Raw genomic sequence first — 12,324 nt, 5'->3', positions numbered from 1 at the left:
CCAACGATTGCGGCGGTGGGGGCATGAGGTCTTGGCGGTCACTTCCGGCGACCGGGCCCTGGATATAGGCACGGGGACGGGCACCGAAGTGCTGGAACTCGCCGACCGAGTCGGCCCGGACGGCGATGCAGTCGGTATCGATCCCAATCCCGACATGGTGGATGTCGCGAAGTCGCGCGCCGCGGCCGCCGGATCCCGCGCCCGTTTCGTCGCCGGTGACACCTATCATCTGCCGTTTCCCGATGAGTTCTTCGACGCGGTCCGCTGCGAACGCGTCTACCAGCATCTCGACCACCCTGCGGCCGCCACGGCCGAGATCGGGCGAGTTCTGCGGCCGGGCGGTCGCGCGCTGCTCATCGACAGCGACTGGGCCACCGCGATCGTGCACCCCGGCGACCCCGGCACCATCGCTCGCCTGGCGACCGTCCTGCGCACCCTCGGTCCGAACCCTGAGTCGGGCCGATTCCTACGGGGTCTGCTCACCGCAGCGGGGTTCTCTATCGCGAGCATCGGATCAGAGGCGATGATCTGCGATCCGAGAACCGCGCGCATATTGTTCGCGCAGGTGATCGACCGAGCGCTCGCCGATGGAGTGATCACCGAAGAGGAGTGGATGGCTCTACTCGCGGAACTGAAGATCGGTATCACCAAAGGTGACTACCATTTTTCCGTCACCATGTTCGCTGTGCTCGGCCATCGGATGCCGTGAGCGGACCTTCATCCCCGGATTTCTTCCCACCCGGATACAACGGCCATTGCCCACGGCCTCGTCGCCGAGCCGGCACTGCGCGAGTTATCGCGTTCCAGGCGCTCACCGACCGATTTCGACGACCTCCCCACCACCCGCAATGGCCGCGCCACGGTAGTCGATCGCGGTATCCGGCTGCCGACCGCATCGGCTACGGATGCAGGTAGGTCTACCTACCGGTTGATGCTGTTTCCTGTCCGAACCCACGCAGCAGCCCAGAGCGGTCCGTGTCCGGCACCACCCAGGGTGAACACAATCAGCGCCTCGTCATCGCGGACAACAAGTCCGTTTGCAGGCTGAGCCGGTCGATTCGCACCGTAGGTGTGTCACCGAGTCACCGACCGAGAAAGCTCAGCGGTTGCTCGGGCTCGGCGACCAGGTACGGGAACTGATCTCAGGAGGTACCCGATGATCATCGACGCAGACGCCGCCCAGGAATGGGATCCCCGGCGTGCACCGCACGACCGGGCCACTGCTCGGTGCAGATGGCCGGTCGACATATCGCCGAAGAAAGGGAGTGCGCGGTGACCAGAACCCACCGACCGATGACGCGATCACGCAGCGCCGCCACCATCCGCGCGACTACCGCGAATCCGCTCACCCTGCACGACTTGCAGATCGTCAGCGCGGTATTCGGGTTCGGAAGTGTGGCAGCCCTGGTCACCGGTCTCCTCGACGCCCCCAGCGAGCCGCCGAGGCAGGCCGCACGGGAAACGACAATGGAATCGGACCGTGCGACTTTCGAAGATCCGGCGTCAGCTGTCACGGGATTCGCCGAGCAGGACCGGATACCCGAATCGCGGGATCAGCGGTGAACCCGGTGTGTACACATTACGTTCCGATTCATACGAGGGCTTCCAGCAGGCCGGAGGCACCATTGCCATCCGCCGGGCAATTGCTCTGTGCGGTACAGGGCCACCCCGACAACGACTCAGCAATCGCGAGATGGGCCCGTGCGCTCGGAGCCCTGTACCAGGAGTGGATCGCCGACCCCCGTACAGGTCATGCCGTTCACGGGCAGATCAGTGAGGTGGTGGGCGCGATCGATGCGTGGATCAGCGGGCAGCTGCCACGCCCGGTTCCCGGGTCTCCGCGTGGCACGGAATCGGTCGGCGGGGTGATCGCTCGCTTCGCCGAAGCATGGGCATGCGCTTACTGGACGCTCTCCAGCAGCGACGACCCGGTACAGCGCCACCGCGCATGGGATCACCTCGCCGAAATCAGCGAGGGCTACGACGATCTTGTGTGCCAAATCCTGCGTGGCTCCATTATTCTGCCGAAATCGTGGCCCGGCATCGGATGGCCAGGACTGGCGACGGCCACTCAGCAGCCTCCGGACATCCGGGATCACGGATGAACACGGATAGACGCGGTGGTCGCATCCGAACGCCGGCATTGCGGCACGCTACTCACTGAGACGAAGTGGTGGCCGAGTTCGGCTACGAACATCTGCGCGTTGATGCTCGGCGCCGACGTGCCCACCGCCGCCGTCGCGGCCGAGCTCATGAGGGGTCGATGATGCGTCGGCGGTCGGGGCGGAAGCCGTGTTCGACTCCCCAGAGCACGGCCTGTGAACGGCTGGTCACGCCGATGCGGCGGTAGCAGTTGCGGATGTAGGTCTTGACCGAGTTGATGGACAGATGCGCGCGATCGGCGATGTCGGCGTTGCTCAGACCTTGGGTGATCAACGCCAGGACCTCGGCTTCGCGTTGGGTCAGCCCTTCCTCACGGCCGGGCCAATCTCCGCCGATCACCTTGGTCGTGCTCGGTATCCCACCGTGCACAGGTTGCCCACCCCGGTGTATCTCCTCGAGGGCGGCGACCAACTGCCCGGCGGGCAGGCTCTTGCTCACATAGCCATGGGCCCCGTTGGTCAGGGCCGCCGCCACCAGTCGGGCCTCGAGATTCCAGGAGTAGACGACAACTCTGTCCACCAGCGGGTTTTTCGAGAGTTGGCGCACCTGGTCCCGGTCGCCTTGGGGGTTGGCGAACGAGTCGTAGAGTGCGATGTCCACGCGGTCGCCCACGGGTGTATTGGCGTTCAATTCCACGATTTCGACGCGATCGTGGTATGTGCGCAGCATCGTGGCCAGGCCTTGGACCACGACCTCGTAGTCATCGATCAATGCCAACCGGAGAGCTCCCATAGCCTCACTTTACAGCGGGTGAACACACCCCTAAGGGTGAAGACAGACCCCCAGGGGGTGGATAACGTCAGAAGAGTTGTGACATGTCGAGAGTGGCCCCCGCACGGGACGGAGGTGGGGCCACTCCGCCAGCGTGTCCGAGTCCGTGATCGGCTCGGGATAGACGAGGTCGAGCGGTAGCCGCAACAGAGAAAGAATCTCTCGTCGGCGCGCCGGTCGACCCACACCCCGTGGGCTTATCGCCGCGCCATCAGTGGAAAGGAAGTCATCGTGATCACCCTAGGAGTCATCCTGCTGATCCTCGGTCTGCTCATAAAGATCCCGATCCTGTGGAATGTGGGAATCGTACTGTTGGTGGTCGGCGTGATCCTGGCCCTGGTAGGAACTTTCGGGCGCGCCGTGGGCGGCCGCAAACACTGGTACTGACCATCAATACGACACCACGAGGAGAAGCCGAGATGGGTGTGCACGACAAGTTCGAGAACAAGGCCGAAGAACTCAAAGGACGGGCCAAGGAAGCCACCGGTGCAGCGACCGGAGACGACGACCTGAAGACCGAGGGCAAAGCCGATCAGGCTTCCGCCGCGATAAAGCAGGGCGGCGAGAAGATCAAGGACAAGGCCAACGAGATCACCGACAAGATCGTCGGCAACAACTGAACGACTACGCTTCCGTGGCCTCCGCCCATCCGCCCATGCGCGCGGATGGGCGGAGGCCACGGAAGCGTGCCCGACGCCACCGACAGCCCGGTCGCACTGCGGACCCAGCGGTTCCCGCACATAACATGCCACCGGTCGTAACTCCCCGGCGTGACCTTTCAGTGGATGTTCCGGACTACCGAGTCGGACGCCCGAAGGTCGCCTCGCTTCCACAGCCCGGTTGCGGTACCGCTGAATGCATAGATCAGCGCTCGACCGCGATCGTTACGATTCCGCGGTGCGGCCGAGGACATGACGTAGCGCGGATTCCAGGTCGGCATCGCGGAATTCGTGGCCGGCGCTGCCGAGCCGATCCGGCACCACCCGCTGACTTGCGGTGGCGAGTTCACGGGCACCCGAACGACCGAGCAGCACCGCGGGGCCGAACGCCGGCACGGCAATGACCGTGGGCCGACCCAGGACGCGCCCCAACGTATGCGTGTACTCGATGTTGCGCACCGGATGCGGTGCCACAGCGTTGATCGGACCCCGCAACTGAATGTCCCACAACGCCCGATAGTAGATATCGACGAGATCGTCGATCCCTATCCAGGACATCCACTGGTGCCCGGAACCGATGCGGCCACCGAGCCCGGCAGCGAACAGTGGGCGCAATAGCCGCAGTGTCCCGCCTCGCGGCGATTGCACGATCCCGGTGCGGACCGACACCACGCGGGTGGTGCCAGAAGCGGCAGTGGCAGCGTCCTCCCAGTCGGCGACGACATCGGCCAGGAACCCGGTTCCACGTGGTGACTGCTCCGTGAGGGTTTCGTCGTCGCGGTCGTATCCGTAGTAGCCGATGGCCGAGGCACTCACGAATACCCCTACGCCGGCCCGCGCGCAGAGTTCGGCCAGTTTACGGGTCGGCGTGATCCGGCTACCGGCGACCGCCTTCTTGTGCTCATCGGTGAATCGGCCAGCGATCGGCGCCCCGGCCAGATGAACAACCGCGTCCACGCCGTCGAGCAGATCACCGGCGGGGTTGTCGGGATCCCAACGCCGCTCCGCTCGCTCACGTGGCTCGCGGCGCACCAAGCGGATCACGGTATGCCCACCCGAACTGAGAAAGGCGGTCAACGCCGACCCGATCAAGCCGGCGGCACCTGTCACCGCGACTGTAATCGCGCCGAGCCCGTGGTCGGCCGCGCGTGCGTGTGCTGCCAGGTCTGCTTCGATTTGCCGGTACCGATAGGCGAACATCGGACGCAGCATCGCGGCAGGTACCCACGTCTGAACTCGGTCCTTGATCCGAGTGTGAGCGGGATCCACCTCCTCGAATTCATGAATATGCCGCCACGACAGCACCACAGACGCGGGCACCGAAGCCGGACCGCCGGTGGTGATCCGGTCGACGAACCGATGCGGCGGGTCGTATTCACCGGCCTCGTGCCGGGCCACCCAGCGCAAGCCCGCCGGCAAGCCGAGCACCGCACGTCCATCGGCGAGCGAATCGGCTTCGTCGAGCAACGACACCGGCTGCCACGGCGGCGCGAGCCGCGCGAATGCCCCCGGACGCGCGAACCACGCGAACACCTCGGATCGAGGCGCCGCGACAACGGCCGAACAGTCGATGCTCATCCCCCGACACTACGCATGGCCTGCGGCAATCCGGTCGCACCGCATGCCAGGCGCGCCCTGTTGCCGTCCTGCCCCTACAACCTCGATTGCGCCCGCGACACCACCGCCGACTACCAACCGATCGACGCGAGCAACATTCGCGTCGAGAACACCTGCCTCACCTGGAGCGGCGGAGTCAGTCTTCCACGCAGCGCATACAGCTGGCCCGAGCCGACTTGCCGGAATCGGACACCGCAAATATAGTTAGGTATATGCCTAAGTGTATCGGTGAACTCGACGCCGTGCTCCGCGCTCTCGCGGATCCCACGCGCCGGGCTGTCGTGGAGCGGCTGGCGAAGTCCCCTGCGATCGTTTCCGACCTCGCGGCACCGTTCTCGATGGCATTGCCGTCACTAATGCAGCACCTCAGCATCCTCGAGAACGCGGGAGTGGTCACGTCGGAGAAGCACGGGCGCGTCCGCACCGTGAGCCTGCGACCAGGCGCCCTCGACGTTCTGCACCTGTGGCTCGGCGAGCAGCGAACCCCCGCAGAACACCGAGCCGACCGGCTCGGCATCCACCTAGCACTCACGACCCCGAAGGAAATCTGACATGACCCGCGTTCGCATGGACCTGTTCACCTCGCTGGACGGTTACACGCCGTCCGACCCGACACCGGACAACCCGATGGGTGAAGACTGGGGGCGCCTCACAGCTGCCTACGCCGCTACCCGTACGTTCCGGGAGAACGTCTTCGGCGACACCAGCGGCGCAGGCACGACCGGCGTTGACGACCGATACGCCGTCGCGTACTCCGAGGGTGTCGGCGCCGAGATCATGGGCGCGGGGAAGTTCGGGCTCCACGCCTTTCCGGACGATGCGGACTGGAAAGGTTGGTGGGGCGACACACCGCCGTTCGGCACCGCGGTCTATGTGCTCACCCACACCGCACCGCGTCCGTCGCTTCCGATGAAGGGCGGCACCACGTTCCACTTCCGCAACACCGCAATCGAGGACGTGCTCACCGAAGCGACGGAGGCCGCCGGCGACCTGGACGTGCGCGTCGGCGGTGGGTACCGAACGGCGCGTGACTTCCTGCGCGCCGGGCTGGTAGACGACCTGCACCTCTTGGTCGCCCCGATTTTCCTCGGCCGTGGTCATCGACTGTGGGACGACCTGCGCGGCTTCGAACTCACCCACAGAATTACGACGGAAGTAGCGGAGAGCGGAACAATCCACGTCACTCTGACGCGATAGGACGCACTGATGACGATAGAACACCGACTCGCTCGCTCCGGATTCACCCTGACCCGCGACTACCCCGCTCCTCTCGACCGCATCTGGGACGCGTTCGCCGACGAGGATCAGAAACTGGTCTGGTGGGGTGACGGCGACCGCGTGGAGACTCGTGAGTGGGCGTTCGACTTCCGAGTCGGCGGACGCGACGTCGACGAGGGCAAATTCCACAACGGTCCGGTCTCACGATACGAGGCCACGTATACCGATATCGTCGAACACGTCCGCATCGTCACGACGTACGACATGTGGCTCGACGGGGCCCACATGTCGACATCCGTGGCGTCAATGGAATTCGAGCCGACCGATGCGGGTACTCGATTCACGCACGTCGAGCACGGCGTCTTCTTCGACCAGTTCTGGGCTGACGGGCAGGGGCGCGAGGAAGGCACCCGAGGGCTGCTCGACGCACTGGGCAACTACCTCGCGTGACGCCGTCGGCTTCCGCCACGAGGGCACCGGCCGGGATGCGCTCCTGTTCGACGGTTACTGGATCGACGTCCACTACATGGCCGCCCTGGCGACCGACCCAGAGTGGGCAGCCGACAGGTGAGGTATTCAATGCGGGCCGCGTAATGCGCGCCGGCGGTCGTGTAGAACCAGCAACAGCGTCAATCCCATCATCACGCCGAGGACAGCACCGCTTTCTCTGGCGAACGCCCCCGCGATCGGGAGCTCGGGCGATGGCTGCTGCATATCGGTGAGGGTGAGCAGGTTGTAGACGCTGTAGGAGAACAGCATGCCCGATGCCACCCATGCCGCGGCCATGGGCGGGAAGAATCTGCGCGCACTGCGGTGGGCGGTCAGGACCAGAATTGCCCAAGAGCCGATGAAGGCCCAGACAGCGGTACTCGATGACAGCAGCTGCCACCACAGGTCGCGTTGGCCCAACCGGTTCGTATCCAACCCGAAAGTACCCCCCGCGGCCCAGAAAAGCTTGACGCAGCCGAGGAGGGCACAGCCGGCCGCGACCAGCCGGGCCAGCGCCACCTGCAACTGCCGGGTGCTGCCCGGTGGTTCGGGGCACGCGATCGATCCGCTCAGTGCTTCCGGCCATCGCGCTCTGGCGTAGCCGGCGAGGGCGAGCGGCAGACCCACTCCGATTCCTACCAGCGAGATCATTACGAGGATCTGTTCGTAGATCCAGAAGTCTGGAGAGCCGGCTTCCTGGTCGCGGTTCATGGCGGCGGGTCCGAGCACCGGCGCCAGCAGCAACATGGGAACGAGTAGGCCGGTGCCCACCCACACGGGCAGGACCACCACCCAGGCGGGCAGGCTTTCCCCCCACGGCCTGGAGAATGCCAGGGCGAGCGTGATGCCCACTGCGGCGAGGAACGCGGTCGTCGCATTGATAACTCGCCAGTCGGCGCCGCCCATTTCCTCGGTCGGAACGAAGAGCCCGAAGGTCCAGACGATCTTGATCAACAGGTACGGGGTTACCGCCATCGCAGCGCCGATGCCGCCGATCGTGCGCAATTTGGTCAGTCGGTCGGTCGGTGGCTCCGCCAAGGCTGTCATGTACTTCTCCAGTTGGATCGATCGAGCGCAAGCATACTTCCACCCGGTCCATGTGGCCGTGATATCTGGAGCTCCGAGGATCGGGAGAAGCCGGTGCTTTGTTCACGATAACGGGGTCCGGACTGGTGAGGAAGTATTCAGGATCTGGCCGACTGTCCGTCATGAAGGCCGTCATTAATCATGGAAATGATTTCGTCTAACCCGGCTGTAGGGCGGCGCAGACGTGAGGTTTGAATCGGGGAATGTGGTTTCGGAATGCTATTCAGTCGTGTCCGAACGGTTCTTCCTGCGCATTGCGGGCTGCTGCTTTGTGCGGGTGATCGTTTGCGGTTTCTGTGTCCGCTGTTGGTAGCGGCGTTCGGCGTAGGCGAGGTCGTCGCGCCATAGCCTGGCTGCGGCGCGGGTCATTATCGGCCGTAGGAAGCGGGTGGCGTGGTGGGCGCGGGCGAAGCCGGGGCGGGTGGAGTCGGCGATGACGGCTTCGATGACGGCGGTGCGTGGTTGTCCGTCGGTGCCGGTACCGAGTGGTGTGGCGTGGGTTTCGACGACGCTGCCGAATCCTTCGCCGTCGGTGATGCGCATGGTGACGGTCCGGGGTTCCGGGCTGGTGAACTCGGCCTGCACGGGGACGCCGAGCCGTCGGCCGACTCGGAAGGTGACCGCTACGAGGAACCGGTCGTTGATCTCGGTCGAGTCGTGTTGGAGGGGCGGGCATTCGAGTACTTCGAGGTGGGTGAAGGAGTAGGGGTGGAACCAGGCGCCGTGCCAGGGGTCGAGTCGGTTGGCGACGATATCGGCGGGTTCGCACACTCCGGTGACGGTGGCTACTGCGGAGATGGCGCGGTGCGCGGGCGGGCGGGCGCCGATAACGGGTGTTTCGAGCGGGCTGCCGTCGTCGATATGGTCGAGGCGGACCCAGGCCAGGACGCCGTCGTCGTGGCACGGTAGCGGTGTCCAGCCGGGCACCCCGCTGGTGTCCAGTCGCAGTCCGTGCCATCGGCACATGAGGGCGCCGCAGTCGATGTGTGCTTGCGCCAGCGGTCCGCCCAGGTGTGGGCACGCCCCCGGGCCGACGGCGAGTCGCCGCTGTTGGTCGCGCCATGCGACGAGTTCGGTTCCGGCGACGGTGAATCCGAACGGTCGGTCGGTGCGGATGTCTCGGCTGGCGGCGAAGACGTACCAGTTCCCGGACGGGCGTTTTTGTGCACGTTCGAGTGTGGTGGCGATGAGGGCGGGTTTCGCGGCGCGATGGGTGGGTTGCTGGTCTATCCAGTTTCCGGGATAGAGGGGTTGCAGTGGCCATCGATCGGGCCACCGCCGAAACAGGAGGTTGTTCATCGGGAGTCCTCGGTAGGTGCGGTCGCCGTTGCATAGCGCATGGCGAGTCGGCGCAGTAGGGGGTTGCGACCGCTGGTCGGCACGGTGTACAGGTCGTGACCGGGTAAGCCCCATTGGGTGAGCAACGCGTTCGCCGCCGCCCATCCGGTGGTGGCGGCGCGTTCCATCAACGCGACGGGCAGGTCGATGCGGATGCCGTCGCCGGCCAGCATGAGCTGATCGTGTGCCGTGCGGATGGTAGGCCGGTGCGCGTGGTCGCCGACGCCGAACAGTGGACAGTCCTGGTTCCATTGCAGGTGTTCGCCGAGGATCTGGGCGTCGGAGGTTTCCGGGTAGAGGCGGTTCAGGCGGGCGCGCAGCTGAGCGCGTATATCGCGCTCCTGGGCCGGTGTGAGCTGCTGAGGTAGGGCGTAGGCGTGGAGTTCCAGCACTGAGCCGCCGTGGCATTCGGCCCATGTACGGGCTTGCTGCTCGTAGTGGTTCACCACGCTGACGTTGTCGAGGGGGGCGAGGCCTCCGGTAGCCAGGAACGCCGGCCGATGCGGCGCGACCGGCTTGTTCAGCCAGATCCGGTACACCAGAAACGGCGGCGCGCTGCGTAACCGCTCGATCGAAGCGCGCCATGCCCGGTCGCCGAGTTGCGGTGAATGGTCGATGATGCGACGTAGGCCGGTGACGTCTGTGGCGAGTACGACGGCGTCGGCGGCTATATCGCGACCGTTTTGCTCGCGCACTCGGAAGGCTCGGTCACCGTCGGGTTCCACGGCGGTGACTGTGGTATCGGTGCGGATCTGGACGTCGTGTGAGGTGAGGTAGTCGTGTAGCGGCGACCATAAAGCGGTGTCGTAGTTCGAGGTGGGGACATCGAATAGCAGGCCCTCGCTGGAGCCGAGGAAGTAAATGTGGAACATGGTCGCCAGCTCGGCCGCCGACAGCTGGGTGGGTGGCGCGAAGAAGCTGCGGGAGAACACGTCGAACGCAAGGTGGCGAGCGCTCGCGGGGAAGTTGATCTGCTGTAGAAAGGTTTCGGCATCGGTGTGGTCGAGCAGGTCGTAGATCCCGGGCACGGACACCGCCGCCAGCGGTGCCGCGGCGCGCGCATCGATGCGACGCAGGTCCTGTAACGGGAAGGTGTGGCTGCGGGCGGCGAACGCGAGGGCATTCCACGGTGGGGTGCGCGGCAGACGCCGGAAGGTGTCGCGGCGTCCGTGGCCGTCGATGAGGGGGTAGTCGTCGATCGCTACGAGTCGGTGCAGCTGCGGATCGGCGCGGCGGAGTAGTGCGCGCAGGTTGTAGTACTGGCGGAAGAAGGCGTGAAAGCCGCGGTTGACTGCGATCGCAGTGCCGTCCGACAGGCTGTCGGTCCAGCCGCCGACCCGGCCGCCGAGGTAAGGCCGGCGCTCGATGATTTCGACGGCTACATCACGTTCGGCGAGCCCGGTTGCCGCGGCGAGTCCGGCGATACCAGCGCCGATGACCACCACGTGTGGGCGGTGGTCGAGGCGGCTACGTCCCGCGACCTGTGGGGCGCGATGGTGGACGACCAGTCGGTCGCGGCCGAAGTCGGCACGCATTACGGCGTCCCTTCTGATTCGGAGCCGGGCCGCGGAACGGTCGCGGTGAGGGTGTGCACGATGCCGTGCTGCCACCCGGGCACAGTGGCCGTTCGGATCCTGGTGAAGCCGTTGTCACGCAACCGCGCCCGGAGCTGGGATACACCGTCGAACGTGGTTACGCTGCGACGCAGGTGCCGGTACAGGGTGGTGTCGCCGGTGAGTAGCGCACCGAGTGGAATGATCACTGCGCCGCATACCGTGTTCCACACCAAGCGGGCCGGCAGGGATTCGCGCACCGAGTATTCATGCACTGCGAGCGGGGCACCGGGATGTAGCAACGCGGCGAATGCGCGCAGCTGGGCGTCGGGGTCGGCGAGGTTACGCAGCAGGTATGCGGCGAAGATTCCGTCGAAACGGCCACCGCAGCCCGTTGTGTCGAGGTCTTCGATGCGTGTGTGTTGAAACCGCACGGTCGCGGGCCACGGTTTCGCGCGGGCGCGGGCGAGCATCTGTGCCGATGCGTCGACGGCGAGGATCTCGGCGGCCGGTGCGACCGACAGTAGCGCCGCGGTCGAGGCGCCGGTACCGCAGCCTGCGTCGAGCAGCCGGAGTCCGGCGCCGTCGGCGGGTAGCTCCATACGTCGCGCGGACAGGCGTAGATGCTTGTGGTATCCGGGGTTGAATCCGACGAGGCGGTCGTATTCGGCGGCGCCGTGGTCGAATGTGGCCGGTACCTGGTCCCGTGGAAGTCCGGTCGGGCCGAGCCGGGCGCTCACGACGCTGCCGGCCGGCTGGTGCGGTGTTCGTGTCGGCGGCGGTGTTCCCAGCACAGCAGCGCCGCGGTCACCATCGCGAAACCGAACAGGAAGTCTTCGACCGGGATATCCCACGGAAAGCGGATCCCGGTGATGTGCGCGTCGTTGTAGAGCACCAGCGGTGCACTGAGTTCGGTGAGCCAGCCGTCGACCGGGACCTGGAATCCGAGCACGATGGTCAGGGTCAGCCAGTATTCGAGGCGTCGGAACAGACCGGTGTGCAGGACTGCCAGTTCCCACCCGCACACCGCGGCGGCCGCGACGATCGCCGGCACGGTGTAGCCGAGGCCGGTCATCACGTCGGCTCCCGCTGGGGCTTCGGCCGCACCTGGTGGCCGCACACACGGTCCACCACGGCCTCGACCGCGCCGTAGGTGAGCAGTGCGCAGAGCGGGACGACCAGGAAGAACACCAGCTCCTCGATCGGTACCTCCCACGGTAGGGTCCAGCCGGTGAGATAGCGCGGGTTGTAGCTCCACACGTCGGCGGCGATCGCGATCGCGTCCCACACCAGCAGTATGCCCACGACCGGCAGCACGCTGCGGGCAAGACGCGCCGGGCGCCGGTAGACCCCGTGTCCGAGGAATTCCAGTGGGGCGGTCACCGCGAGGCACAGGCCCATCACGATCAAGTACTGCCAGCGGTCCACGC

The 12,324-nt window shown here is 65.8% G+C and carries 16 protein-coding genes; 8 read left to right on the top strand and 8 right to left on the bottom strand.

Annotated elements, in window-relative coordinates; all coding sequences use genetic code 11:
* The first annotated feature begins 31 nt into the window (after positions 1-31).
* From OG405_RS08710 to OG405_RS08700, 3 genes are all read left to right on the top strand, one after another.
* Positions 32-709, top strand: coding sequence for a methyltransferase domain-containing protein (locus tag OG405_RS08710; protein ID WP_327151108.1), 678 nt, complete (start codon positions 32-34; stop codon positions 707-709).
* Between the two features lie 563 nt (positions 710-1,272).
* On the top strand, positions 1,273-1,563 hold the full coding sequence (locus tag OG405_RS08705) for a hypothetical protein (protein ID WP_327151107.1): 291 nt from the start codon (positions 1,273-1,275) through the stop codon (positions 1,561-1,563).
* A 62-nt stretch (positions 1,564-1,625) separates the two neighbouring features.
* The gene (locus tag OG405_RS08700) at positions 1,626-2,105 is read left to right on the top strand and encodes a hypothetical protein (RefSeq protein ID WP_327151106.1); all 480 of its coding nucleotides are present in this window, start codon (positions 1,626-1,628) and stop codon (positions 2,103-2,105) included.
* A 145-nt stretch (positions 2,106-2,250) separates the two neighbouring features.
* Here the strand turns inward: OG405_RS08700 and OG405_RS08695 are convergent, their stop codons facing one another.
* The gene (locus tag OG405_RS08695; protein ID WP_327151105.1) at positions 2,251-2,895 is read right to left on the bottom strand and encodes a response regulator transcription factor; all 645 of its coding nucleotides are present in this window, start codon (positions 2,893-2,895) and stop codon (positions 2,251-2,253) included.
* Between the two features lie 270 nt (positions 2,896-3,165).
* On the opposite strand from OG405_RS08695, the gene OG405_RS08690 reads away from it, so the two are divergent.
* Together OG405_RS08690 and OG405_RS08685 are read left to right on the top strand one after the other, a co-directional pair.
* A complete protein-coding gene (locus OG405_RS08690) occupies positions 3,166-3,321 on the top strand; it encodes a DUF6131 family protein (RefSeq protein WP_327151104.1) in 156 nt (51 codons plus the stop codon).
* Positions 3,322-3,353: 32 nt separating this feature from the next.
* A complete protein-coding gene (locus OG405_RS08685; protein WP_327151103.1) occupies positions 3,354-3,554 on the top strand; it encodes a CsbD family protein in 201 nt (66 codons plus the stop codon).
* Between the two features lie 264 nt (positions 3,555-3,818).
* On the opposite strand, the gene OG405_RS08680 is transcribed toward OG405_RS08685, so the two are convergent.
* Positions 3,819-5,171: a TIGR01777 family oxidoreductase gene (locus tag OG405_RS08680; RefSeq protein ID WP_327151102.1), complete on the bottom strand. Its 1,353-nt coding sequence runs from the start codon at positions 5,169-5,171 to the stop codon at positions 3,819-3,821.
* A 251-nt stretch (positions 5,172-5,422) separates the two neighbouring features.
* On the opposite strand from OG405_RS08680, the gene OG405_RS08675 reads away from it, so the two are divergent.
* Genes OG405_RS08675 through OG405_RS08665 form a run of 3 tightly spaced genes read left to right on the top strand, consistent with a single transcriptional unit; the run spans position 5,423 to position 6,878 of the window.
* Entirely contained in the window at positions 5,423-5,761 is a 339-nt protein-coding gene (locus OG405_RS08675) for an ArsR/SmtB family transcription factor (protein WP_327151101.1), read from the top strand.
* Position 5,762: 1 nt separating this feature from the next.
* Entirely contained in the window at positions 5,763-6,407 is a 645-nt protein-coding gene (locus OG405_RS08670) for a dihydrofolate reductase family protein (RefSeq protein ID WP_327151100.1), read from the top strand.
* Between the two features lie 9 nt (positions 6,408-6,416).
* A complete protein-coding gene (locus tag OG405_RS08665; protein WP_327151099.1) occupies positions 6,417-6,878 on the top strand; it encodes an SRPBCC domain-containing protein in 462 nt (153 codons plus the stop codon).
* A gap of 126 nt (positions 6,879-7,004) precedes the next feature.
* On the opposite strand, the gene OG405_RS08660 is transcribed toward OG405_RS08665, so the two are convergent.
* The 6 genes from OG405_RS08660 to OG405_RS08635 all read right to left on the bottom strand — a co-directional run bounded on the left by OG405_RS08660 (position 7,005) and on the right by OG405_RS08635 (position 12,322).
* Entirely contained in the window at positions 7,005-7,964 is a 960-nt protein-coding gene (locus OG405_RS08660) for a hypothetical protein (protein ID WP_327151098.1), read from the bottom strand.
* Between the two features lie 258 nt (positions 7,965-8,222).
* Positions 8,223-9,302, bottom strand: a complete 1,080-nt coding sequence (locus OG405_RS08655; protein WP_327151097.1) for a DUF5914 domain-containing protein — start codon at positions 9,300-9,302, stop codon at positions 8,223-8,225.
* Complete coding sequence (locus OG405_RS08650; protein ID WP_327151096.1) at positions 9,299-10,876, bottom strand: FAD-dependent oxidoreductase; 1,578 nt, start codon at positions 10,874-10,876, stop codon at positions 9,299-9,301. The genes OG405_RS08655 and OG405_RS08650 overlap by 4 nt, the downstream gene beginning before the upstream one ends.
* Positions 10,876-11,634 carry a class I SAM-dependent methyltransferase gene (locus OG405_RS08645; RefSeq protein ID WP_327151095.1) on the bottom strand — a complete coding sequence of 253 codons (759 nt, stop codon included), beginning with the start codon at positions 11,632-11,634 and terminating at the stop codon, positions 10,876-10,878. Before OG405_RS08645 ends, OG405_RS08650 begins: the two co-directional genes overlap by 1 nt.
* Positions 11,631-11,969, bottom strand: a complete 339-nt coding sequence (locus OG405_RS08640; RefSeq protein ID WP_327151094.1) for a lycopene cyclase domain-containing protein — start codon at positions 11,967-11,969, stop codon at positions 11,631-11,633. Before OG405_RS08640 ends, OG405_RS08645 begins: the two co-directional genes overlap by 4 nt.
* On the bottom strand, positions 11,969-12,322 hold the full coding sequence (locus OG405_RS08635; protein ID WP_327152275.1) for a lycopene cyclase domain-containing protein: 354 nt from the start codon (positions 12,320-12,322) through the stop codon (positions 11,969-11,971). Before OG405_RS08635 ends, OG405_RS08640 begins: the two co-directional genes overlap by 1 nt.
* Positions 12,323-12,324: the final 2 nt, after the last annotated feature.

Source organism: Nocardia sp. NBC_01329, from assembly GCF_035956715.1.
Lineage (GTDB): Bacteria > Actinomycetota > Actinomycetes > Mycobacteriales > Mycobacteriaceae > Nocardia.
Note: the sequence above shows the minus strand (reverse complement) of the source record. Positions and strands in the feature narration are given on the sequence as shown.

Bases quoted from the DNA above. Each gene is read 5' to 3' on its own strand.
- OG405_RS08665 (WP_327151099.1), top strand. From the start codon at position 6,417: ATGACGATAGAACACCGACTCGCTCGCTCCGGATTCACCCTGACCCGC.
- OG405_RS08640 (WP_327151094.1), bottom strand. From the start codon at position 11,969: ATGACCGGCCTCGGCTACACCGTGCCGGCGATCGTCGCGGCCGCCGCG.
- OG405_RS08695 (WP_327151105.1), bottom strand. From the start codon at position 2,895: ATGGGAGCTCTCCGGTTGGCATTGATCGATGACTACGAGGTCGTGGTC.
- OG405_RS08675 (WP_327151101.1), top strand. From the start codon at position 5,423: ATGCCTAAGTGTATCGGTGAACTCGACGCCGTGCTCCGCGCTCTCGCG.
- OG405_RS08660 (WP_327151098.1), bottom strand. From the start codon at position 7,964: ATGACAGCCTTGGCGGAGCCACCGACCGACCGACTGACCAAATTGCGC.
- OG405_RS08680 (WP_327151102.1), bottom strand. From the start codon at position 5,171: ATGAGCATCGACTGTTCGGCCGTTGTCGCGGCGCCTCGATCCGAGGTG.
- OG405_RS08685 (WP_327151103.1), top strand. From the start codon at position 3,354: ATGGGTGTGCACGACAAGTTCGAGAACAAGGCCGAAGAACTCAAAGGA.
- OG405_RS08655 (WP_327151097.1), bottom strand. From the start codon at position 9,302: ATGAACAACCTCCTGTTTCGGCGGTGGCCCGATCGATGGCCACTGCAA.
- OG405_RS08670 (WP_327151100.1), top strand. From the start codon at position 5,763: ATGACCCGCGTTCGCATGGACCTGTTCACCTCGCTGGACGGTTACACG.
- OG405_RS08650 (WP_327151096.1), bottom strand. From the start codon at position 10,876: ATGCGTGCCGACTTCGGCCGCGACCGACTGGTCGTCCACCATCGCGCC.